This window comes from Polaribacter butkevichii (assembly GCF_038024105.1).
GTDB lineage: Bacteria > Bacteroidota > Bacteroidia > Flavobacteriales > Flavobacteriaceae > Polaribacter > Polaribacter butkevichii.
This window is the reverse complement of record NZ_CP150661.1, coordinates 904,931-927,740: the sequence shown is the minus strand read 5'-3', so window position 1 is coordinate 927,740 and position 22,810 is coordinate 904,931. Positions and strand designations below refer to the sequence as shown.

Annotated in this window: 21 protein-coding genes and 1 riboswitch; of the genes, 17 read left to right on the top strand and 4 right to left on the bottom strand. The window is 31.5% G+C overall.

Annotated elements, in window-relative coordinates; translation table 11 throughout:
• Complete coding sequence (locus WG951_RS03650) at positions 1-1,665, bottom strand: peptidase domain-containing ABC transporter (RefSeq protein ID WP_105048845.1); 1,665 nt, start codon at positions 1,663-1,665, stop codon at positions 1-3.
• Between the two features lie 2 nt (positions 1,666-1,667).
• The gene (locus tag WG951_RS03645) at positions 1,668-2,339 is read right to left on the bottom strand and encodes a TetR/AcrR family transcriptional regulator (protein WP_105048844.1); all 672 of its coding nucleotides are present in this window, start codon (positions 2,337-2,339) and stop codon (positions 1,668-1,670) included.
• 301 nt (positions 2,340-2,640) lie between these two features.
• Between WG951_RS03645 and WG951_RS03640 the strand changes: the two genes are divergently transcribed.
• From WG951_RS03640 to WG951_RS03625, 4 genes are all read left to right on the top strand, one after another.
• Positions 2,641-3,093, top strand: a complete 453-nt coding sequence (locus WG951_RS03640) for a cold-shock protein (RefSeq protein ID WP_105048843.1) — start codon at positions 2,641-2,643, stop codon at positions 3,091-3,093.
• 88 nt (positions 3,094-3,181) lie between these two features.
• Entirely contained in the window at positions 3,182-3,997 is an 816-nt protein-coding gene (locus WG951_RS03635; protein ID WP_105048842.1) for an AraC family transcriptional regulator, read from the top strand.
• A gap of 193 nt (positions 3,998-4,190) precedes the next feature.
• Positions 4,191-6,731, top strand: a complete 2,541-nt coding sequence (locus WG951_RS03630) for an outer membrane beta-barrel protein (RefSeq protein WP_105048841.1) — start codon at positions 4,191-4,193, stop codon at positions 6,729-6,731.
• 129 nt (positions 6,732-6,860) lie between these two features.
• Positions 6,861-7,064: a hypothetical protein gene (locus tag WG951_RS03625; RefSeq protein WP_105048840.1), complete on the top strand. Its 204-nt coding sequence runs from the start codon at positions 6,861-6,863 to the stop codon at positions 7,062-7,064.
• Positions 7,065-7,241: 177 nt separating this feature from the next.
• Here the strand turns inward: WG951_RS03625 and aroB are convergent, their stop codons facing one another.
• Positions 7,242-8,300, bottom strand: a complete 1,059-nt coding sequence (aroB, locus tag WG951_RS03620) for a 3-dehydroquinate synthase (protein ID WP_105048839.1) — start codon at positions 8,298-8,300, stop codon at positions 7,242-7,244.
• 89 nt (positions 8,301-8,389) lie between these two features.
• On the opposite strand from aroB, the gene WG951_RS03615 reads away from it, so the two are divergent.
• The 13 genes from WG951_RS03615 to WG951_RS03555 all read left to right on the top strand — a co-directional run bounded on the left by WG951_RS03615 (position 8,390) and on the right by WG951_RS03555 (position 22,299).
• A complete protein-coding gene (locus WG951_RS03615; RefSeq protein ID WP_105048838.1) occupies positions 8,390-9,553 on the top strand; it encodes a proline dehydrogenase family protein in 1,164 nt (387 codons plus the stop codon).
• Positions 9,553-9,855: an LETM1 domain-containing protein gene (locus WG951_RS03610; protein WP_105048837.1), complete on the top strand. Its 303-nt coding sequence runs from the start codon at positions 9,553-9,555 to the stop codon at positions 9,853-9,855. Before WG951_RS03615 ends, WG951_RS03610 begins: the two co-directional genes overlap by 1 nt.
• Before the next feature lie 78 nt (positions 9,856-9,933).
• A riboswitch (TPP riboswitch) is annotated at positions 9,934-10,028 on the top strand.
• Positions 10,029-10,076: 48 nt separating this feature from the next.
• Positions 10,077-10,280: a sulfur carrier protein ThiS gene (gene thiS, locus WG951_RS03605; RefSeq protein ID WP_100945111.1), complete on the top strand. Its 204-nt coding sequence runs from the start codon at positions 10,077-10,079 to the stop codon at positions 10,278-10,280.
• A 48-nt stretch (positions 10,281-10,328) separates the two neighbouring features.
• Entirely contained in the window at positions 10,329-12,188 is a 1,860-nt protein-coding gene (gene thiC / locus WG951_RS03600) for a phosphomethylpyrimidine synthase ThiC (RefSeq protein WP_105048836.1), read from the top strand.
• 240 nt (positions 12,189-12,428) lie between these two features.
• Entirely contained in the window at positions 12,429-13,025 is a 597-nt protein-coding gene (locus WG951_RS03595) for a thiamine phosphate synthase (RefSeq protein ID WP_105048835.1), read from the top strand.
• Between the two features lie 1,159 nt (positions 13,026-14,184).
• Positions 14,185-14,949, top strand: a complete 765-nt coding sequence (locus WG951_RS03590; RefSeq protein WP_105048834.1) for a hydroxymethylpyrimidine/phosphomethylpyrimidine kinase — start codon at positions 14,185-14,187, stop codon at positions 14,947-14,949.
• The gene (thiE, locus tag WG951_RS03585; RefSeq protein ID WP_105048833.1) at positions 14,946-15,551 is read left to right on the top strand and encodes a thiamine phosphate synthase; all 606 of its coding nucleotides are present in this window, start codon (positions 14,946-14,948) and stop codon (positions 15,549-15,551) included. The genes WG951_RS03590 and thiE overlap by 4 nt, the downstream gene beginning before the upstream one ends.
• A gap of 150 nt (positions 15,552-15,701) precedes the next feature.
• A complete protein-coding gene (locus WG951_RS03580; protein WP_105048832.1) occupies positions 15,702-16,472 on the top strand; it encodes a thiazole synthase in 771 nt (256 codons plus the stop codon).
• 3 nt (positions 16,473-16,475) lie between these two features.
• The gene (thiH, locus tag WG951_RS03575) at positions 16,476-17,585 is read left to right on the top strand and encodes a 2-iminoacetate synthase ThiH (RefSeq protein WP_105048831.1); all 1,110 of its coding nucleotides are present in this window, start codon (positions 16,476-16,478) and stop codon (positions 17,583-17,585) included.
• A gap of 74 nt (positions 17,586-17,659) precedes the next feature.
• The gene (moeB, locus tag WG951_RS03570; RefSeq protein WP_105048830.1) at positions 17,660-18,712 is read left to right on the top strand and encodes a molybdopterin-synthase adenylyltransferase MoeB; all 1,053 of its coding nucleotides are present in this window, start codon (positions 17,660-17,662) and stop codon (positions 18,710-18,712) included.
• A gap of 123 nt (positions 18,713-18,835) precedes the next feature.
• Positions 18,836-20,608 (top strand): translational GTPase TypA, encoded by a 1,773-nt coding sequence (typA, locus tag WG951_RS03565; protein WP_105048829.1) that lies wholly within the window; start codon positions 18,836-18,838, stop codon positions 20,606-20,608.
• A gap of 109 nt (positions 20,609-20,717) precedes the next feature.
• Positions 20,718-21,095, top strand: a complete 378-nt coding sequence (locus tag WG951_RS03560; protein WP_105048828.1) for a hypothetical protein — start codon at positions 20,718-20,720, stop codon at positions 21,093-21,095.
• Between the two features lie 403 nt (positions 21,096-21,498).
• Positions 21,499-22,299, top strand: a complete 801-nt coding sequence (locus WG951_RS03555; protein WP_105048827.1) for an SHOCT domain-containing protein — start codon at positions 21,499-21,501, stop codon at positions 22,297-22,299.
• Between the two features lie 96 nt (positions 22,300-22,395).
• On the opposite strand, the gene WG951_RS03550 is transcribed toward WG951_RS03555, so the two are convergent.
• A complete protein-coding gene (locus tag WG951_RS03550; protein ID WP_105048826.1) occupies positions 22,396-22,791 on the bottom strand; it encodes a hypothetical protein in 396 nt (131 codons plus the stop codon).
• Between the last annotated feature and the right edge of the window lie 19 nt (positions 22,792-22,810).

The window sequence follows — 22,810 nt, the reverse complement described above, 5'->3', positions numbered from 1 at the left end:
TTAATTTATTGATTTAATTTCTCCTTTTTCTAAAGTAATTGTTTCGTTACATTGAGTTCTCCAACTTTTTTTACTACTTACTACAATTAAAGCCCAAGGTCTTTTAACGTCTGTTAAATAATTAATGATTCGAACAGTTTCTTCTAAATTAAATTGATCTAATGGGTCTTCTAGAATCAATATTTTAGGTTGCTTAATAATGGCTCTAGCTAAAATTAATTTTTTTGCAATGGTGTAAGACATTTGTCTTCCTTCTGGATATAAAACAGTTTCTAAACCTTTGGGTTGTTCTTTTAAAAATTGAGTTAAACCAACAATTTCTAAAACTTCATAAATAAGTTCATCCTTAATGTTTTTATTATTAAAAACTAAATTCTTTTTAATGCTACCTTCAAAAGGGGTTTCGTCAGACAATGATAAACCAAGTTGAGAACGGTAGTGATTTAAATTTAAGCTACTTAAAGATAGATTATTAACATATATGTTACCCGAAACAGGTTCTATAACTCCAGATATTAAACGTAATAAAGTAGATTTTCCTGCACCACTTTCTCCCATTACTAAAATTCTACTTTTAGGATTTAAAGTAACAGATACATTTTTAATAATGTGTTTTTCTCTATTTTCTACCCCATAAGAAACACCATCTAACTCTACAGTTAAACCGTTTTTAAATAAAGGTTTTTCTCCTTCTTGCGACTCTAGTTCTTTATCTACAACCTGACCTATTTTTTCTATAGATGTAAGTACATCATAAAAAGACTCTAAACCTATAATTAGTTTTTCTACAGATTGTATAACCAAAAGGATAATAATTTCTGCAGCCACAAATTGCCCAATATTCATTTCTTGATTTAATACCAAAGCCCCACCAATTAATAGCAAACTAGCAGTAACAATTACTTTAAAGCCAATCATTTGAATAAATTGTAGCATCAATATTTTAAAATGATTTTCTCTAGCTTCTAAATATTTATTGACCAAGTCATCATTTTTTTCTAATGCTAAACTGGTATTTCCAGACAATTTAAAGCTCACAACAGTTCTTGCCACTTCCTGTATCCAATGTGCAACTTTATATTTCTTTTTAGATTCTATTAAGCTGGTTTCTAGTCCTTTTTGAGCGGTAAATTTGAATACGATATAAATTAAAAGTAACAAAAGAATACCAAAAACAATAAAAAAGGCGTGGTAAAATGAGAGTAAAATCAGCGCAAAAATAATTTGTAACAAAGCGGTTGGTACATCAATTAATATTTTTGATAACCCTTTTTGTATGGTTAAAGTATCAAAAAAACGATTGGCCAATTCAGGAGGGTAGTTATTACGTAACTCATTCATTTTTATTTTAGGAAAACGAAAACTTAATTCAAAAGAAGCTCTGGTAAAAATTCTTTGTTGTATAGTTTCTATAATTCTTAACTGCATTAATTGCAATGCACCAGAAAAAACAACACCAATAGTAACAAGGATAACTAAAACGATCCAAGAAGTAGAAACCTGTGCTCCCTGTATTAAATTAATAATTGCCTGAATACCTAAGGGAAGAGAAAGTGCTACAAGACCACCAAAAATGGCATAGTAAAATATTTGAAAGATATCTTTTCTTTCTAATTTTAATACACCAACAAATCTTTGCCAAGGAGTTAATTGTTTGTTTTCCATATTTATTTGATTGTACTTTTAACTAAATGAATAAAAAAATTAGTAGGTGTTTCTTTAGGTTTGCTATCTGTTATTAAAGGAAAATGGTCTTTAAGATAATGTTGGTGCAAACTACCTTCTACAATAGTACTTGCTAAACTTAAAGCATAAGGGTAGTTTTTATTTACAGCCAATATCATGGTGCTAATTCGTGTAATTACCCGCTTGTAAACTTCAAAATAACCTTCTTTATTATCTGCGTCTACTTCTTTTCTTAAAAAAGATTTAGAGCTTTCATTAATAATAATTTTATGTAGAAAAGGTTTGTTTATATGTAAAAAGTTAGCCTCTTCTTTTACTGTTCTTGTAACCACTTGTATTGCTTTTTCTAATTTTTCGTTGTCTTCAGAAATACTAAAAGTTTCTATAACCAATTGGTATTCTAACCATGCCCAATACCAAGAGGAAAGGTACAAAAGTAATTTGTGTTTACTCTCAAAATATCTGTAAATAGAGCTTTCGTTAGATCCAATTTTAGTGCCTAGTTTTTTAAAAGTAAAGGCTTCAAAACCAATTTCATTAATTAGTAGAATACTATGTTCTATAATTTTTTTTCCTAAAACAGATGTTTCAGGATCTTTGATAAATATTTTATCTGGAACAGAAATTTTTAAAACAGATAATAAGTTTTTCATAGTAGCATAATTATTCAATTGCAAATATAATAGTATTACTATTAACTATGTAAGTGTTACTATATTATTTTACTATGTTAAGATTATTTTAACTTATCATTTATTACAGTATCGTTCTTGTAAATAAATATTTCTTAAATGTCTAACTATTTTGAAAACTTTTAAATTTGTCGTATCTTTGCGCCACTAAGAAAAAATACACTCCTCTAAATACACTAGTTAGCGTTAGTTTGATTTCGAATTTCCAGTTAGGTATTTTATCTTTTCAGAAATATTAATTTAAAAAACTCTTATATTTTTAATGGCAAAATCGCAGCAAACCTTTAGTAAAAGTGAAAAAGAAAAAAAACGTTTAAAAAAACGTCAAGACAAGCAAAAGAAAATGGACGCTAGAAAAGCGAACAAAGAAGAAAATGGATCAACAGGTATCCAATTTGCTTATGTAGATCATAATGGAAATTTAACAGATACTCCACCAGATCCAGATTTAAAAGTAGAATATGAATTGGAAGATATTCAGATTTCAGTAACCAAAAAAGAAGATTTACCAGAAGAAGATCCTGTTAGAAAAGGAAAAGTTTCTTTCTTTGATTCATCTAAAGGTTTTGGGTTTATTATAGACTTAGAAAATAACGAAAAATATTTTACACACGTAAGTGGTTTAATAGATGAAATTGCAGAAAACGATAAAGTTTCTTTCGAATTAGAAAGAGGTATGCGTGGTATGAATGCAGTTAAAGTTAAAAAAGTTTAGTACTTTATTTTACACTATAAAAAAAATCCTTCTGTTCAGAAGGATTTTTTTTATATCATTGTTTTACAACTTACTTTAAAAGATGTTGATGAAGAGCAAAATTGATACCTACAATAAAATAGCAGAATATAGCGACATTAAAATTGAAGAATTTGATGTTACAAAACGGTATACAAAACCACATAAGCATAATAAGTACCTAGAAATTGTGTACTTTATAAAAGGTACAGGATATCATCATGTAGATTTAAAGAGTTATAAAATAAAACCATCAACGGTTTTTGTAATTAAAAAAGATGAAGTGCATCATTGGGAAATTACAACCCAACCAAAAGGGTTTGTAATCATTATAAAAGAAGTTTTTTTAGAAAAAACCTTAGATAAGTTTATAAATCATCAGCTATTAAAACTACAACATACATCAAAAATAAAAACAACAAAAAAAGATGTTTCTTTAAAAGCTCTTTTTAAATCATTGGCATGGGAAAAGCAACAAGAAATTGTAAATAGAGAGGCGGTAGAAGGCGCATTAAAAGCATTGTTTTCTAAGTTAGTAGCGTATGCACATTTAAAAAAAGTAGAGAGTACAGATGTGGTTTTGCTTTTTACAGATCTTTTGTCTCGCACGCTAAAAAATAATGTCAATTTTTATGCAGAAGCTTTAAATACAACTCCTCAGAACTTAAATGCAATTTGTAGAAAAGAATATGGTAAATCTGCATCAGATATAATTGCAGATCATATTATAAAAGAAGTTAAAAGACGTTTGTTATATACAAATGAGACTATTAGCGATGTTGCGTATAGTTTAGGCTTTAAAGATTCTTCTCATTTTACAAAATATTTTAAACGCTACACAGGTGAAACTCCCAAACAGTTTAAGAAGCCTAAGAAAATTATTTAGACCATAAAATTTTCAAATAGACCATTTTAAAACAATACACTAAAGTACTTTTGCTAGAAAGTATGAAAGATGTTATTTTGCAGGCTTTTACTGTGGATAAAAATGAAACCCATGAAACCTTATTTGTTTATTTAGTCTAACCACTTCATAATATAATTAAACCAAATTATAACTTAGATAAAAACCAATTTCAATGAAATTTAAAAAATGTGTATTTTTAGTACTCGCGCTTATTGCAAGTCAGGTTGCTACTGCTCAATTAACTGGTAAAATAACAGATTCAGAAGACAATTCTCCTTTAGAATATGCAACATTAGCTTTGTATAACTCCAGTAATAAAACACTGGTAACAGGTGTTGTAACTAATTTAGAGGGTTTATTTTCTATAGAAAATGTTAAGCCAGGAAACTATTATTTAGAAGCTTCTTTTATTGGGTATCAAATTAAAACAATTAAGCCGGTTGTAATCAATAAAAAAGGTGAGAGAAAAAATGTAGGAACGATAGCGCTAATTTTAGGAACTGGAAATCAATTAAATGAAGTTGTTGTAAAATCCGAAAGAAGTGCAGTGGTACATAAAATAGACCGACAAGTTTTTGATACTAAAAAATACCAAAGCACTGTTGGTGGAAATGCGGTAGACGTGGTTAAAAACTTACCTTCTATTACTGTAGATGGTTTAGGTGATATAAGTGTAAGAGGTAGTAAAGGTTTTACGGTTTTAATCAACGGAAAACCAACGCAAGGTGATGCAAGTATTATTTTAGCACAATTGCCTGCAAATGCTTTAGAAAGTGTAGAGTTAATTACAGCGCCTTCTGCAAAGTATGATCCGGAAGGAAAGGGTGGAATCTTAAACATCATCACTAAAAAAGGGGCAATCAACGGAACATATGCACAAGTAAATGTTCGTGGTGGATTTCCTTCGATAGAAGAGTATGATACAAAGGTAGCGGCAAAGAGATACGGAATTGATGCTACTGTAAATAAAAGAACAGATAATTGGAATATTTCTGTGGGTGCTAGTTACCAAAGAAATGATAAAACGGGTAGAAGAGAAGGAGATATGTACATTGTAAATGCTCCAGAAAATAAAACAACTTTTTTACCTTCGGATGGTGAGCGTAGTTTTGATGAAGTTACTTATAACGGACGTTTTAATGTAGATTATACTCCAAATAAATCGGATAGTTATTCGATTGGTCTTTTTGCAGGGAAACGTACCAAAGATCGTTTGGCAGATATTATTTATACAGATAATCATGCTATTTCTCCGATTGGAAGTGACAATCGTTTGTATACTTTTTCTTATTACAACCATAACTTAAGAACAAGAAAAGGTGATTTTGCTTTGGGTAGTTTTGATTATGCACACAAGTTTGATAATGCATCTAAGCTTTCTGCATCAATTTTATATGAATATACTTTTTTAGGAGGTCCAACAGAAAATGATAATTTAGGGAATCCTGATAATAATATCGTTTATCAGAGAGAATATAATACCAATGATAATCCTTTATACGGAACACGTTTTAACTTAGATTACCAATGGAAACCTTTTTCTTTTGGAACTTTAGAAACAGGATATCAATTTAGAGATTTAGACCATACGGGTACCTTTGAATATTTTAGAAACTCAAATATAGTTTCAAATTTTACCGAAAGTGATATAGTTCCTGAATTTTCTAGTGATGTTAGTTTAAAAAGAACTATTCATTCTGGGTATGCACAAGTAACAGGTTCTAAAAGTAAATGGGATTATGCTGCGGGAGTTCGTTTAGAATCTATGGATAGAGTGTATAAGGAGGCTTTAAGAAGTGAAGCAAATGAGAATGTATATAATTACGATTTTGTAAAGTTATTTCCTTCTGCATCTTTACAATATAAAATTAACGATAAAACGAATATAAAAACGGCTTATAGTAAAAGGGTAGAAAGAACTACTACTTTTAAGATGAATAGTTTTGCAGAACGTGAGCATTCTGAAGTTTTTGAACAAGGAGACAATGAGTTGTTACCAGAGTTTATCGATTTAGTAGAATTAGGAATTACTAAAAAATTAAAAGGAGGGAACGCTGTGTATGCAACGGCTTATTTTAGACATGTAGATAACGTTATTAACCGTGTAAACACGTTGGCTTATGAGAAAAGTGGCGCAATTATAGATAGTGTAATTAATAGAGTATATTCTAATGTAGGTAAAAGTAATGCTGTTGGTTTAGAAATTGGAGCAACCATTAAACCAACTCATAACTGGACCAATACCATAGGTGTAAATGTGTATAATTATGCCATTGATGGTGTTTTAAACTTTAATCATAGAGATGGTATTGACAGAAGTTATGATATTGATTCTAAATCTACCATTTATTCTTTTAACTTAAACTCCACCTATAATTTCTGGGAAAATGCGATGCTACAGTTTACCTTTAATTATTTGTCTGATAGAAATACAGCAATGGGTGAAGATTCTCGTTTTTACTCTCCAAACTTAACGTTTAGAAAAAAGTTTATGGACGATAGATTAACAGCTACTTTACAATGGCAAAATATGGATATGGGCTTATTAAAAACCAATGAGCAACGTATAACAACATCGGGAAGTAATTTTTATACCACTACAAATTATAGATATGAAGTAGATATGGTTTCTTTAAATTTATCATATACGTTTAATGCAGCTAAAAATAAATCGAAATTTATTGATAGTGAATTTGGTAAGAAAGAGTTTTAAAGACTCGTATTAAAATAAATCATATTAATCCTTTCAGCTGTTAAAAAGTTGAAAGGATTTTTTGTGTTAATTGCCAATAGGAATAATTATTGATGAAAATTCTTATATTTACTAAATAAAACAATCGTTATGAGCACCTTAGAAATGCGTAAAGAAATGTTAGAGCTTATTCAAAATGAAGATGAAACTTCCTTACAGGGGTTATATAATATGTTTAAGCAGCAAATACATGCAAACAAAGACATAGCAGAAGCTGAAGAAGATATAAAAGCTGATAGAGTTTGTAGTATAGAGGTGGTTAAAGATTTTATTGACGATTGGAAAATTTCTTAAGACCCCTTGTTTGGACATACAGAGCAAAAAAGGATAATTAATTTTTCATATTAATTATCCTTTTTTGTTTTATCATTGAATATTGCAATTTGTCCTAAGTCCTAAGTCCTAAGTCTTAAGTCCTAAGTCCTAAGTCCTAAGTCCTAAGTCTTAAGTCCTCAAGTCCTAAAGTTATTTTTAAGAATTATAAAACTCCATACTCTCAATAATTAATTCTTCGGGTACTTTACAGTCTATTTTATAATCTTCATAATCGTTTAGTAAAACAAAATTTACTTGTCCGTTTACGTTTTTCTTATCATGTTTTAACATTTCCATGATGGCAGAAAAATCTTCTTTTAAAAGATTTGTTTTATTATAAATTGATAAAACCACCTCTTTTACTTCACTTACTTTTTCGCTAGGGAAACCTAATAATTTAGAAGACATAAAACACTCACAAACCATACCTATGGCAATTGCTTCTCCGTGTGTTAGGTTTTCTTTGTCTTCAGATTCTAGATAAAAAGACTCAATAGCGTGCCCTAAGGTATGTCCAAAATTTAAAATTTTTCGTAAGCCTTGTTCTTTCGGATCTTGTAAAACCACTTCATTTTTTATGGATACAGAACGGTGTATTAACTTATTTATATCCAGCTCTTTACTGTTCTTTATCTCTTTAAATAGTTTAAGGTCGTAAGTGATTCCGTATTTAAGTATTTCTGCGGTACCAGATTTAATTTCTCTTTTAGAAACAGTGGTTAAATAATCTGTATCAACAATCACCATTTCCGGATTTGCAAACAATCCTATCTGATTTTTTAACACGCCTAAATCAACTCCAGTTTTTCCTCCAACAGAAGCATCAACCATAGATAATAATGTAGTTGGTATGTTTATAAAGTCAATTCCGCGTTTAAAACAAGAAGCAACAAAACCACCTAAATCTGTAATTACGCCACCACCTAAAGTAATCATTAAACTTTTTCTATCCCCACCTAATTCGGTAATTGCATTCCAAACGCCAACACAAGTTTCTAAGTTTTTATTAATTTCTCCAGACTCAATTTCTATAAGTTCAATACGTTTATCGGTCTCTAAATTGGGTATAAATTTCGGATAACAATGCTCTAAAGTATTCTCATCAACCAAAATAAAGAGTGTAGAGTAGTTATTAGTCTCAATTAAATTAGAAAGTTCTTGGTATGCTTTGTTCTGAAAATGAACAGGATATGTTACTGCTTGAATAGTTTTCATTGCTAAATTATTAAGTGTGCAAATTAAAAATAAAATATTCAATTATTACCATTCTATAGTTATATTTGTTTCTACTAAAACGATATAGTATGAAACTTTTTGATAATACAGAAGTAGCTTTTGCTTTAAAATCAGATTCTCAATTAGAACGCGCTTATTTTTTGTTTAAAATGATACAAAACGAACCCATGGTAAGAATTGGTAGCGCGGTAACTAATTTTGCGTTAAAAGTTCATTTACCGGTAGAAGGTCTTATACGATCTACGGTTTTCGATCATTTTTGTGGAGGTGTAACAGAAGACGATTGTATGCCTATTATAGATAACATGTATGCAAACGGAAACGTACATAGTGTTTTAGATTATTCTGTAGAAGGGCAAGACAAAGAAGTAAGTTTTGATGGAGCTTTAGAAAAGATCTTAAAAATTCTTAATTTCTGTGAAGAAAAACAATCCATTCCTTATGCGGTATTTAAACCCTCTGGTTTTGGTCGTTTTGGGTTGTTTCAAAAAATATCCGAAGCAAAAGAGTTAACTACAGAAGAACAAGAAGAGTGGAATAGAGTAGTAGCACGTTTTCATAAAGTATGTGAATTGGCTGTAAAAAAAGACGTTCCTTTATTAATTGATGCAGAAGAAAGCTGGATGCAAAAAGCTGCTGATGAGTTAATAGAAGAATTAATGGAAATCTACAACAAAGAAAAAGCCATTGTTTTTAATACCTTACAAATGTATAAGCATGACAGAATGGACTATCTTAAAGCATTGCATGAAAAGGCAAAACAGAAAGGATTTTATATCGGCATGAAAGTCGTTAGAGGTGCTTATATGGAAAAAGAAAGAGAAAGAGCCGAAGAAAAAGGCTATCCATCACCAATTTGTAAAGACAAACAAGCTACAGATATCAATTATGATACCTGTATAAAATACATGATGGAGCATCCTAAAATGGCCTTATTTGCAGGAACACATAATGAAGAAAGTTCTTATTTGTTAATGGACTTAGCCAAAAAGTATGGAATTAAAGAAAATGATAATCGCCTTTGGTTCGGACAATTATTTGGTATGAGCGATCATATTAGTTACAATTTAGCCAATCAAGGCTATAACGTAGCAAAGTATCTTCCTTTTGGTCCTGTAAGAGATGTAATGCCTTATTTAATTAGAAGAGCAGAAGAAAATACATCGGTTTCCGGACAAACAAGTAGAGAGTTAAACCTGTTAAAAACAGAAAGAAAGAGGAGGAAATTATAATGACAAGTTTAGAAGAAATAAAACTATTGCTTATTAGAAATAAGCAAAGACTTGCGTTAGAACTAAGGCAAAGTAAAGAGGCTGTTTTTTTAATAAAGAAAGCAACACATTCTAATTTATCTGAAGAAGAAAAAGAGAAAATTAAAGTTCAGTTATTAGATATTTGTAAAGCAGTTCCTTCTTTAGCGGTGTTTTTATTACCTGGTGGGGCTTTGTTATTACCGCTTTTAATAAAATTAATTCCAGATATTTTACCTTCTGCATTTCAAGACGATTTGCCAAATGATAAAAAACAGGCTTAATTATAGTAGGTTTAAAAAATCTTTTAGAATTAAAGCTTAAAACTTCTTTTATATTCAAATAATACAATACATTTGTAAAGTAAACTTTAGGAGTAGCTATTAAATTAGTTTGAGAAAAATCCTTAGAACCTGATTTGGTTAATACCAACGTAGGAAAAAGTTGCTTAGATTTAGTTATACAAAACTACCTCTCTACGGTTTACAGTAAATATTTAAAAAATATGATTACTATAAAAGTAAACCAAGAAAATCATCAATTTTCAGAAACTTTAGCGTTAGCAGAATTAATTCGTTTTTTAGAAATAAAGACAAACGGAATTGCTGTTGCTATAAATGGCAGTGTAGTTAAAAAAAGCGATTGGTCTTTACGGTTACTTCAAAATAGTGATGAAGTTTTAATTATTAAATCCACACAAGGTGGGTAATAGTTAAACATTTAAAAAACAAACTATTTAATTGATCTAACTATAATTATGAAAAGTAAAGACACCGCACCAAAGCAAAACGGAATTACAAGAAATCCGTTTCCTAATTCTACAAAAGTGTATGTATCAGGTAAAATTCATCCACAGATTAAGGTGGCTATGCGAGAAATTGCATTAAGCGATACTACAGATTCTATGACAAAAAAGAAAACGCCAAATGAACCTGTAACTGTGTATGATACTTCTGGGCCTTACACAGACCCTAATAAAGAAATTAACGTTCATAAAGGAATTGAAAGAATTCGTGAACAATGGATTTTAGACCGAAACAACGTAGAGCAATTAGAAGAGTTTTCTTCGGAATATTGCAACCAACGTTTAAACGATAAAAGTTTAGACCACATGCGTTTTTCTTTATTAAAAAAGCCTTTACGTGCTAAAAAAGGAGAAAACGTAACCCAATTACACTACGCTAAAAAAGGAATTATTACGCCAGAGATGGAGTACATTGCTATTCGAGAAAACCAACGAATAGATGAAATGACAGAGATTAGAAAGCAGCACAAAGGCGAGCACTTTGGCGCTTCTATTCCAGAAAAAATTACTGCCGAATTTGTACGTTCAGAAGTAGCAAGAGGTCGTGCGGTAATTCCTTCAAATATCAATCATCCAGAAGCAGAACCTATGATTTTAGGTAGAAACTTCTTGGTTAAGATTAATGCAAACATTGGTAATTCGGCAACTACTTCATCCATAGAAGAAGAAGTAGAAAAAGCAGTTTGGGCATGTCGTTGGGGCGCAGATAATATCATGGATTTATCTACAGGACAAAATATTCACGAAACGCGCGAGTGGATTGTTCGTAATTCTCCAGTGCCAATTGGTACGGTGCCAATTTATCAAGCCTTAGAAAAAGTAAACGGCGTTGCAGAAGATTTAACGTGGGAGATTTTCCGTGATACGTTAATAGAGCAAGCAGAACAAGGAGTCGATTATTTTACCATTCACGCAGGTGTGTTGTTGCGTTACGTACCCATGACCGCAAAACGTGTTACAGGTATTGTTTCTCGAGGTGGTTCTATCATGGCAAAATGGTGTTTGGCGCATCATAAAGAAAGCTTTTTATACACACATTTCGAAGATATTTGTGAGATTTTAAAACAATACGATGTTGCTTTTTCTTTAGGTGATGGATTACGTCCGGGGTCTGTTGCAGATGCAAATGACGAAGCACAGTTTGCCGAATTAGAGACTTTAGGCGAATTAACTCAGATTGCTCGTAAGCACGAAGTACAGTGTTTTATAGAAGGTCCAGGTCACGTGCCAATGCACATGATTAAAGAAAATATGGAAAAGCAAATTGAGGTTTGCGACGAAGCTCCTTTTTACACATTAGGCCCTTTAACAACAGACATTGCACCAGGTTACGATCATATAACATCAGGTATTGGAGCCGCTATGATTGGTTGGTTTGGTTGTGCCATGTTGTGTTACGTAACGCCAAAAGAACACTTAGGTTTGCCTAATAAAGAAGACGTTCGTGTGGGGGTTGTTACCTATAAATTGGCAGCGCACGCAGCAGATTTGGCAAAAGGACATCCGGGGGCTCAGCATAGAGATAACGCCTTAAGTATGGCGCGTTTTGAGTTCCGTTGGCACGATCAATTCAATTTAGGACTCGATCCAGAGCGTGCTTTAGAATACCATGATGAAACCTTGCCTGCAGACGGCGCAAAAGTGGCGCATTTTTGTTCTATGTGCGGACCGAAATTCTGTTCTATGAAAATTTCTCAAGAAGTAAGAGACTTTGCTGCCGAAAACGACATTGTAGACAATGAAGTGATTGCAAAAGGTTTCGAAGAAAAATCGAAAGAATTTAAAGAAAAAGGATCAGAAGTGTATTTATAATATAATTAGGAAGTTCCCACGCTTAGAAAAAAAGCGTGGTCGGGCTTTCCGTTATATCTTTTGCTTGTTCTCGATACAAATTTATTCCGTTCCACTGTATAAATTCACTCGAACTGACAGCAAAAGGATGCCACTGTAATCCCTAACTCAACCAACGGATACGTCATTACTAGTAGTTAAAAAATATTGTCATTACGAGGAGGAACGACGAAGTAATCTGTTAATTCAATTATAAAAAATATGATAGTTCTTATTGCACCAGAAAAAGATATTCCTAATGAAATTGACATACTAAACCAGTTATTCGAACATGGTTTGCGTTTTTATCATTTTAGAAAACCCGAGAAAAACTACGAAGAACACGTTGCGTATTTAAATCGAATAGATAAAGAATACCACAACAGAATTGTAGTGCATTATCATCATGAATTAATAAACGATTTTAATTTAAAAGGCATTCATTTTCAAGAGCAAAAACGCATAGATTATATCGATAATCCGAGTGAGTACTTTAAAACGTTAAACATGTATGGTAAAACAATTAGTTCTTCTTTTCATGAGCCAAAAGTTTTAAAGGATTGTTATTTCGAATTCGATTACCATTTATTAAGTCCGGTTTTTTCATCGATTTCTAAAGAAGGATACGAAGGCAAAGGTTTTGATGTAAACGATATTGGTAAAAAAATTGTTGGCATGGGCGGAATTAATTCTGAAACAATACAAGAAACGTTACAACTAGGTTTTAAGGGTATTGGTGTTTTAGGTGGCGTTTGGAATGCAGAGAATCCGGTAGAGAGTTTTAAAAGTATAAAAGATAAGTATTATTCGTTAGTTTAATGAAATGTCATTCCGATTGAGGAACGAAAGAAGGAATCTGTTTGTTGTGTATTTGAATAATTGTCTGTCAGTTCGAGTGTTTTTATGCAGTGATAACGGAATAAAAATGTATCGAGAACAAGAATACAATTGTCAGTTCGAGCGCAGTCGAGAACTAAATAAATTAAAAGTCATTTAGATTGAAGAATTAGGAAGATGTATTAAATATAGATTGCCACGTCCTTCGTCCTCGCAATGACAGTTCATTGGAATTGAATGTTTGTCAGTTCGAGTGTTTTTATAAAGTGAGAGCGAAATAAAAATGTATCGAGAACAAGAATACAATTGTCAGTTCGAGCGCAGTCGAGAACTAAAAAAATTAAAAGTCATTTAGATTGAAGAATTAGGAAGATGTATTAAATATAGATTGCCACGTCCTTCGTCCTCGCAATGACAGTTCATTGGAATTGAATGTTTGTCAGTTCGAGTGTTTTTATAAAGTGAGAGCGAAATAAAAATGTATCGAGAACAAGAATACAATTGTCAGTTCGAGCGCAGTCGAGAACTAAAAAAATTAAAAGTCATTTAGATTGAAGAATTTGGAAGATGTATTAGATATAGATTGCCACGTCCTTCGTCCTCGCAATGACAGTTCATTGGAATTGAATGTTTGTCAGTTCGAGTGTTTTTATGAAGTGGTAACGGAATAAAAATGTATAGAGAACAAGAATCCAATTGTCAGTTCGAGCGCAGTTGAGAACTAAATAAATTAAAAGTCATTTAGATTGAAGAATTTGGAAGATGTATTAAATATAGATTGTCACGTCCTTCGTCCTCGCAATGACAGTTCATTGGAATTGAACGTTTGTCAGTTCGAGTGTTTTTATGAAGTGGTAACGGAATAAAAATGTATCGAGAACAAGAATCCAATTGTCAGTTCGAGCGCAGTCGAGAACTAAATAAATTAAAAGTCATTTAGATTGAAGAATTTGGAAGATGTATTAGATATAGATTGCCACGTCCTTCGTCCTCGCAATGACAGTTCATTGGAATTGAACATTTGTCAGTTCGAGTGTTTTTATGAAATGGTAACGGAATAAAAATGTATGGAAAAAACATTTGCAAAACACGAATTATTTTAAAAAAAACAAAACGGAATTAAAAGGAAGAAATAAGAAGTTTGAAAACTAAAAACTACATACTCACCATTGCAGGTTTAGACCCATCCAGCGGAGCAGGAATCACGTCGGATATCAAAACATTTGAGGCGCATCAGTTATACGGGGTATCGGTGTGTACTGCTGTTACGGTTCAGAATGATGTAGAATTTACAGACTGTGTTTGGATACCAAAAAAAGTAATATTAAGTCAGATACAACAACTTTTTAAACGCTTTTCAATTCCTGTTGTAAAAATAGGAATCATTCAATCTTGGAAAGTTTTATTAGCAATAATTCTGACTCTAAAAAAGTTAAATCCGGATATAAAAATAGTCTTAGATCCTATTTTAAAAGCAAGTGCTGGTTTTACTTTTCATACGATTCAAGATTTAGAGACTTTTGAAAAAGTATTACAAAACTGTTCTTTCATCACACCAAATTACGATGAAATAAAAGCATTGTTTCCAGATAAAAGCATTGAAGAAACCATCGAATTTATATCAGAAAAAACAAATATCTATCTAAAAGGAGGACACAGAATCGATAAAAAAGGTTGGGATGAGGTGTATTACAGTAAAATTGTAAAACTCAATATTCCTCCAATAACAACAAAACCCATTTTTGAAAAACATGGCAGTGGTTGTGTTTTATCCGCTGCATTAGCGGCAAATTTATCAAAAGAGATTCCTTTAGAAGACGCTTGTAAAAATACAAAATTGTACACAGAACAGTTTTTAAGTTCTAACGAATCTTTATTAGGAACGCATAATTATCAAAACAAATGATTCATAAATTACACTATATATCGCAAGGAGAAACGCCCAAAGAACATTTAGAAAACATACAAAAAGCGTGTGTTGCTGGTGCAGATTGGGTGCAATTACGTTTAAAAAACAGCGATGCTAAAACTATTTTAGAAACGGCAAAAGAAGCAAGAGAAATAACAACCCGCTTTAAAGCCAAATTAATTATAAACGATCATTACAAGGCTGCCAAAGAAATAAAAGCAGACGGCGTTCATTTAGGAAAAACAGATGAATGCCCTTCAAAAGTTCGTGCTTTTTTAGGAACGTCTTATATTATTGGAGGAACAGCAAATACATTAGAAGATTGCAGAAATCTACTAGATAAAAAAGTAGATTATATTGGTTTAGGCCCTTATCAGTTTACCGAAACAAAACAGCATTTAAGTCCGGTTTTAGGTGTCGAAGGATATAAAAATCTATTAGAAGAATTACAAACTGAAACTCCAATAATAGCCATTGGCGGAATTGTTTTAAAAGACGTTGCAAAAATTACAAATACAGGTATTTACGGAATTGCAATTTCTGGGGCAATCACAAAAGATGTAACTAGTATTGCTAAATTTCAAGAAATTTTAAACTAAAAATTGATATGTCTCCTCGAGCATTACTAAAATTAAAATATATTTTAATTGAAAGTAGAAAACGTAGTTTTTGAGCGGTTCTTAGTTTAACGGAATTATTAAGAGTTCTCAACTGCACTCGAACGGACATCAATTAAAAACAATAAAAAAATGAGTCAAAAATTAAAAATAGCAGACAAAGAATTTACTTCTCGTTTGTTTACCGGAACAGGAAAGTTTAGTTCATCAAAATTAATGAAAGAAGCATTATTGGCTTCCGAAAGTGAGTTGATAACAGTTGCTTTAAAAAGGGTAGATGTTCAGGATGAGGAAGATGATATTTTATCACATTTAAACCATCAACATATCAACTTATTACCCAATACCTCTGGAGTAAGAACCGCAAAAGAAGCCGTTTTTGCTGCCGAATTGTCTAGAGAAGCTTTAGAAACCAATTGGGTAAAATTAGAAATTCATCCAGATCCAAGATACTTATTGCCAGATCCTATAGAAACGCTAAAAGCAGCAGAAGAATTGGTGAAACTCGGTTTTGTAGTGATGCCGTACATTCATGCAGATCCTGTTTTATGTAAACGATTAGAAGATGTTGGTGTGCAATGTGTAATGCCTTTGGGAGCGCCAATTGGAAGTAACAAAGGATTAAAAACAGTCGATTTTTTAGACATTATTATAGAACAATCTAACGTGCCTGTAATTGTAGATGCTGGTATTGGTGCGCCATCTCACGCTGCGTATGCGATGGAATTAGGTGCAGATGCTGTTTTGGTAAATACGGCAATTGCGGTTTCTCAGAACCCAATAGCGATGGCAAAAGCCTTTAAAATGGCGGTTGAAGCAGGAAGAATGGCGTTTGAAGCAAAATTGGCTCCGAGAAGTGAAATGGCAATTGCCAGTAGTCCGTTAACGAGTTTTTTAAGCTAAACTATGAGTCATTTTAAAGAACTTTTCGATACCTATAATTGGGATTTTAGCCTAAAAAGTATTTTTGATAAAACAGCTGTTGAGGTAAAACAAGCTTTATTAAAAGATAAACTAGATTTAGAAGATTTTAAAGCCTTAATTTCTCCTGCTGCAAAACCATTTTTAGAAGAAATGGCGCATAAAAGTCAGTTGTTAACTAAGAAGCGTTTTGGTAATACTATGCAAATGTATGTGCCAATGTATTTGAGTAACGAATGCCAGAATATTTGTACGTATTGCGGTTTTAGTATGACCAACAAAATTCCAAGGCGCACGTTAACAGATGCAGAAATTTTAAAGGAAGTCGCTTTTTTAAAAGCGAAAGGATATGATCATATTTTATTGGTTACAGGAGAAGCAAATAAAACGGTAGGAGTTGAGTACATTAAAAATGCCATTCAAATCATTCGTTCTCAATTTTCTAATATTTCTATTGAAGTTCAGCCTTTAAACCAAGATGAATATGAGCTGTTGGTAGAAAACGGATTGTATGCTGTTTTGGTGTATCAAGAAACCTATCACAGAGACGAGTATAAAAAACACCATCCGAAGGGAAAAAAATCTAATTTCGATTATCGTTTAGATACGCCAGATCGTTTAGGGAAAGCAGGAATTCATAAAATTGGTTTGGGTGCTTTATTCGGCTTAGAAGATTGGCGAGCGGATAGTTTTTTTACAGCTTTGCATTTAAAATATTTACAAAAAACGTATTGGAAAACCAAGTATTCGATTTCATTTCCAAGATTACGTCCGCATTCTGGCGGATTAGAACCAAAAGTGGAAATGACAGATTCAGACTTAGTACAGTTAATTTGTGCGTTTCGTTTGTTTGATGAAGACATAGAATTATCGATGTCTACCAGAGAAAGTGAAGTGTTTAGAAATCATATTGTTAATTTAGGCATTACCTCAATCAGTGCAGAATCAAAGACAAATCCTGGAGGTTATACGGTAGAACCACAATCTTTAGAACAATTCGAAATTTCTGATGAAAGAAGTACTGAAGACGTTGTACAAATGTTAAAAAACCAAGATTTAGAAGTAGTTTGGAAAGATTGGGAACACTTTAAGTAATCAATTATCAATTATCAATTAGGAATTACGAATTACGAATTTCAAATTATGAAGTTCACGTTTAACGTATAATTATCATGCTAACATCAGAAGAAAAAAAGCAATACAATCGTCATTTAATTTTAAATGAAATAGGAGTGGAAGGACAATTGAAACTTAAAAAAGCCAAGGTTTTAGTCATCGGAGCTGGCGGATTAGGTTGCCCTGTTTTACAATATTTAACTGCTGCAGGTGTTGGCACTATTGGTATAATTGATGATGATGTGGTAGATCAAAGTAATTTACAACGTCAGATTTTATATACAGTTGATGATATTGGAGCGTCAAAAGCAGAAACTGCCGCAAAGCGATTATCAAAATTAAATCCGTTTGTGAATTTTAAGGTGTATCAAGAGAAATTGACCAAAGAAAATGCCATTTTAGTATTCACTAATTATGATATTATTGTAGACGGGAGTGATAATTTTTCTACACGTTATTTAGCAAACGATGCGGCTGTTATCACCAATAAACCTTTAGTGTATGGCGCTATTTTTAAATTTGAAGGTCAGGTAAGTGTGTTTAATTATAAAGGAAGTGGCACGTATAGATGTTTGTATCCAACACCACCAAAACCAAACGAATCTCCTAATTGTTCAGAAATAGGAGTTTTAGGCGTGTTACCCGGAATTATAGGAAGTTTACAAGCAAATGAAGTTATAAAAATAATATGCGGAATAGGAGCCATTTTAGCAAATAAATTATTGGTTTATGATGCTTTACAAATGAATCAAATGATACTGAAATATGAAAAAGAAAGTAAAACCAACGTTACTGCTTTAGAAACCGATTATGATTTTTTCTGCGGAATTTTATTCAAAGAAGAAATTTCTTTAGAAGAACTTCAAAAAAATAAAGAAAAATATAATTTATTAGATGTGCGAGAAATTTGGGAAAGAGAAAAATATCATATTGGAGGGCAACATATTCCTTTGGGCGAATTATTACAACGTTTAGATGAGGTGCCTCTAAATAAAGATTTAGTGGTATATTGTCAATCAGGTGTGAGAAGTGCTAAAGCAATTGAGGTTTTATCTAATCATCATTTTAAGGCAAAAATCGTAAATTTAAAAGGAGGTTGCTTTTAATAAATTAGAATAAAAATGAATTATCATATACCTTTTTAACGCTGAGATAGTTAAAGTTTTTTAGATTGAATGAAATCTTTAAACTAAAAACACTACTTTTGCACGAAATTTAAGAATACATAAATGCAACCAATTAGAAATATCGCTATTATAGCCCATGTCGATCACGGAAAGACAACGTTAGTAGATAAAATTATAGATCAAGCTAAAATCTTAGACGATCGTAAAGAACGTACAGATTTATTGTTAGATAATAACGACTTAGAACGTGAAAGAGGAATTACAATTCTTTCTAAAAACGTTTCTGTGCACTACAAAGAAACAAAAATTAACGTAATTGATACTCCTGGTCACGCCGATTTTGGTGGAGAAGTAGAGCGTGTATTAAAAATGGCTGATGGTGTTTTATTATTAGTGGATGCATTTGAAGGGCCAATGCCACAAACTCGTTTTGTATTAGGTAAAGCCTTAGAATTAGGGTTAACTCCTATTGTAGTTGTAAACAAAGTAGATAAAGAAAACTGTACGCCTGATATTGTTCATGAAAAGGTTTTTGATTTAATGTTTGCTTTAGAAGCTACAGAAGAGCAATTAGACTTTACTACAGTGTATGGTTCTGCAAAGAACAACTGGATGAGTACTGATTGGAGAAATGAAACTGATAACATCATTCCTTTATTAGATGCTGTTTTAGAATCTATTCCTGCAACAAAATACAACGAAGGTACAGCACAAATGCAAATTACTTCTTTAGATTTTTCTAAATTTACAGGAAGAATTGCTATTGGACGTGTATTTAGAGGAGATTTAGAAGTTGGTAAAGAATACATGTTATGTAAAGCTGATGGTTCTACTAAAAAAGTAAGAATTAAAGAATTACACGTATTCGAAGGAATGGGTAAATTACAAGTAGATAAAGTACCTTGTGGAGATATTTGTGCTATTACTGGTTTAGAAGGATTTGAAATTGGTGATACAATTGCAGATTTAGAAAACCCTGAAGCATTACCAAGAACAGAAATTGATCAACCTACTATGAGTATGTTGTTTACAATTAACAATTCTCCTTTCTTTGGTAAAGAAGGTAAATATGTAACATCTCGTCACTTAAGAGATCGTTTATTTAAAGAATTAGAAAAAAACCTTGCATTAAAAGTAGAAACTACGGATAGTGAAGATAAATTTAACGTTTTTGGACGTGGAGTTTTACACTTATCTGTATTGATTGAAACAATGCGTAGAGAAGGATATGAATTACAAGTGGGAAGACCACAAGTAATTATTAAAGAAATTGATGGTAAGAAACATGAGCCAATGGAAACATTGTCTATTGATGTACCAGAAGAAATGGCTTCTAAAGCAATTAACTTAGTATCTCTTAGAAAAGGTGATATGTTAGTAATGGAACCAAAAGGAGATTTACAACATTTAGAGTTTTCTATTCCTTCTAGAGGTTTAATAGGTTTAAGAAATAAAATTTTAACAGCTACTGGTGGTACTGCTATTATTAACCACCGATTTAGTGAATATGGACCTTATAAAGGAGACTTTACTGAAGAAGTAAAAGGAGCAATTGTTTCTTCTGCAGCAGGTAAAGCAACAGCATATGCATTAAACCGTTTACAAGATAGAGGTGTTTTCTTTATTGATATTAATCAAGAAATTTATGTAGGTCAGGTGATTGGAGAAAACTCTAAGTCAGATGATATGGCAGTAAATTTAATTAAAGGAAAGCAATTGACAAACATGCGTAAATCTGGTACAGATGATGCTATGAAAATTGCTCCGAAAATTGATTTCTCTTTAGAAGAAAACATGGAATATATTAAAGCTGATGAGTATTTAGAAGTTACTCCAGAAAGCTTACGTATGCGTAAAATTGTTTTTAAAGGATAATAACATTTTAAGTTGAGGTCTTTTTTCTTTTAATAAAGTAAAAAGTCTAAAACCAAAATATATACTACAGAAAACGCCACTTTATAGTGGCGTTTTTTATATTTGCAGTATGAACGATTTTAATAATTTTTTTGAAAGATTACAACAAAGCCTTCTCAATGATGAGTTTGTAAAACTAACATTGAGCAAGCCTATTAGAAAAAGTGAAGGGTTGTTAAATGTATATGTGCGTTTATTTAAGGTTGATGGTAAAGATGTTTTTGAATTAAAATACCGTCATGAAGAAGACAATACGTTTAAACAATTTTCTTTAGAAGAATTAAAATCAGAATTAGAAAGTTTACTATTAAATAAATTTAGAACAGGTTGCTTGTTTACTTTAAGTGAAGATTTAATTGTACTTGTATCTAAAAAGAAACTGGTTTCTTACAGAGACAATGCTCCGAGTTTTAAAAATAAATTACCAGAAATTCCACTACAATCGTAACTTAGACTATTATGATAGAAATTTTGTAATGTATTCCTTTTTTTTATAGAAAAAGTAAATATGTAGGCGAAATTTTTAACGTAAGATTGCAAAGTTTCATTTTAAATTCACCTTATTTTTAAAAACAACAGGTAGAAATTTATTTTCCTCTTTTAATTTGTGTGTAGTTTTATCTGCTTTTTTTCTTTAAATAGAGAAAGTATGGCTTTTTTCAATATATTTTATAAAAAAAGTAAGTAATAAAGTGAAATAGCTAACCTATTTAATACTACATAAATAGCCTTGTAAATCTGCTAATTATTGTAGTTAAAATAGTTCTATTGATTGTACTATAGTCTACCTTTGTAGTAAAATTGTTTTACAAAAAAGTTTAACTCAATTAAGGAAAATACCACATAGAATTATGAATACAATATTCACAGACGCTAGTTTTCAGAACATAATGAACGTAGCCAATAAATACGGCATAAGCGCGAATGCTGTTACAGATTTAACACAAAGACTTATGAGTAGCAATGGCTCTATGGCACAGTTTAATATACCTGAGTTAGGTGGAGGCGGACAGTGGATGCAAGGAGGTATGACCATGGTGGGTGATATGTTTAATAATAATCTTAAATATTTGGTAGATGGTCTTTGTGTAGATTTATCTAATCTAATACACCAAGGTGCTATACAATACAAACCTTTACCTAAATTAGAAAATCAACAAGGAGGATTTTCTGGCAATTGGTGGGGAGATTTAGGTTTTCCTAATTCTACTGGTAGTCAAAATGGAACGAGCTATGCCATTTTTAATGACATTCACCGTTTGGCAATTAAGGAAAACGGAAAAGTTACTGTATTTGATACTTTAGACAATAATATTGGTGGTGTAGGTCAACAACAAGGTGGTAACTATTCTGTAACCTTTACAAGTCAATATGGTAATGTAAATTTAGGTTCCTTACCAATTGTTTCGGGTGGAGATACCATTCAGAAATCACAACCAATTCAGAATAACGAAGCGCAAAAAAATGTTGTAGAAAATACGGTTGCACCAGTTATTGATGCTCCAATACAAGAAATTAATAATACAAACAACAGTGCTTTTGAAGAAGATATTTTTGTAAAAATTGAAAAATTAGCAGGTTTAAAAGACAAAGGAATTCTTTCTGTTGAAGAATTTGAAAATAAAAAAGCTGATTTATTAAACAGGTTATAAAAATTTGATTTCTTTTTTCTGAAGTAGAAATCTCATTCAATAAACAAAAAGCTCAAGTATTAAACTTGAGCTTTTTTTCGTTGATATAAAATTCAATTAATAACCTACATCTATACCAACAGAAACGGCCATTTGGCCTCTATCAGTTCTAATAGAAAAACCGATTGTTTTATAACCAGTAGTTATTGGGAAAACAATTACTTTAAATGTTAGTTTTTTAGAAGTAATAAGTTTGTTTTTTGTTAATCCTTCTATTCCTATATTTTTTATGTCTCCAGAAATTTCATAATCAAAAATGGTATAATTAGCATTACAATCATTTAAAATTTCAAATTCTATTTCATTAGCTTCATTTACTTTTAATTTTTTAGCAGGAAATGTTTTATCTACTACATTAGTAGAAACACAAGAAGGTGTAGTATCTTCTTTTTCACAAGAAATAAAAGTAAAAGAGGAAAGGATGATCATGAGGAAAATATATTTTTCTTTCATAGTTTTTTTATTTGTGATA

Coding starts and splice junctions, on each gene's coding strand:
- thiS (WP_100945111.1), top strand. CDS start 10,077: ATGATTACTATAAAAGTAAACCAAGAAAATCATCAATTTTCAGAAACT.
- WG951_RS03595 (WP_105048835.1), top strand. CDS start 12,429: ATGATAGTTCTTATTGCACCAGAAAAAGATATTCCTAATGAAATTGAC.
- thiH (WP_105048831.1), top strand. CDS start 16,476: ATGAGTCATTTTAAAGAACTTTTCGATACCTATAATTGGGATTTTAGC.
- WG951_RS03550 (WP_105048826.1), bottom strand. CDS start 22,791: ATGAAAGAAAAATATATTTTCCTCATGATCATCCTTTCCTCTTTTACT.
- thiE (WP_105048833.1), top strand. CDS start 14,946: ATGATTCATAAATTACACTATATATCGCAAGGAGAAACGCCCAAAGAA.
- WG951_RS03650 (WP_105048845.1), bottom strand. CDS start 1,665: ATGGAAAACAAACAATTAACTCCTTGGCAAAGATTTGTTGGTGTATTA.
- WG951_RS03625 (WP_105048840.1), top strand. CDS start 6,861: ATGAGCACCTTAGAAATGCGTAAAGAAATGTTAGAGCTTATTCAAAAT.
- WG951_RS03555 (WP_105048827.1), top strand. CDS start 21,499: ATGAATACAATATTCACAGACGCTAGTTTTCAGAACATAATGAACGTA.
- WG951_RS03560 (WP_105048828.1), top strand. CDS start 20,718: ATGAACGATTTTAATAATTTTTTTGAAAGATTACAACAAAGCCTTCTC.
- WG951_RS03580 (WP_105048832.1), top strand. CDS start 15,702: ATGAGTCAAAAATTAAAAATAGCAGACAAAGAATTTACTTCTCGTTTG.
- WG951_RS03610 (WP_105048837.1), top strand. CDS start 9,553: ATGACAAGTTTAGAAGAAATAAAACTATTGCTTATTAGAAATAAGCAA.
- WG951_RS03635 (WP_105048842.1), top strand. CDS start 3,182: ATGAAGAGCAAAATTGATACCTACAATAAAATAGCAGAATATAGCGAC.
- thiC (WP_105048836.1), top strand. CDS start 10,329: ATGAAAAGTAAAGACACCGCACCAAAGCAAAACGGAATTACAAGAAAT.
- aroB (WP_105048839.1), bottom strand. CDS start 8,300: ATGAAAACTATTCAAGCAGTAACATATCCTGTTCATTTTCAGAACAAA.
- WG951_RS03630 (WP_105048841.1), top strand. CDS start 4,191: ATGAAATTTAAAAAATGTGTATTTTTAGTACTCGCGCTTATTGCAAGT.
- WG951_RS03640 (WP_105048843.1), top strand. CDS start 2,641: ATGGCAAAATCGCAGCAAACCTTTAGTAAAAGTGAAAAAGAAAAAAAA.
- WG951_RS03615 (WP_105048838.1), top strand. CDS start 8,390: ATGAAACTTTTTGATAATACAGAAGTAGCTTTTGCTTTAAAATCAGAT.
- typA (WP_105048829.1), top strand. CDS start 18,836: ATGCAACCAATTAGAAATATCGCTATTATAGCCCATGTCGATCACGGA.
- WG951_RS03645 (WP_105048844.1), bottom strand. CDS start 2,339: ATGAAAAACTTATTATCTGTTTTAAAAATTTCTGTTCCAGATAAAATA.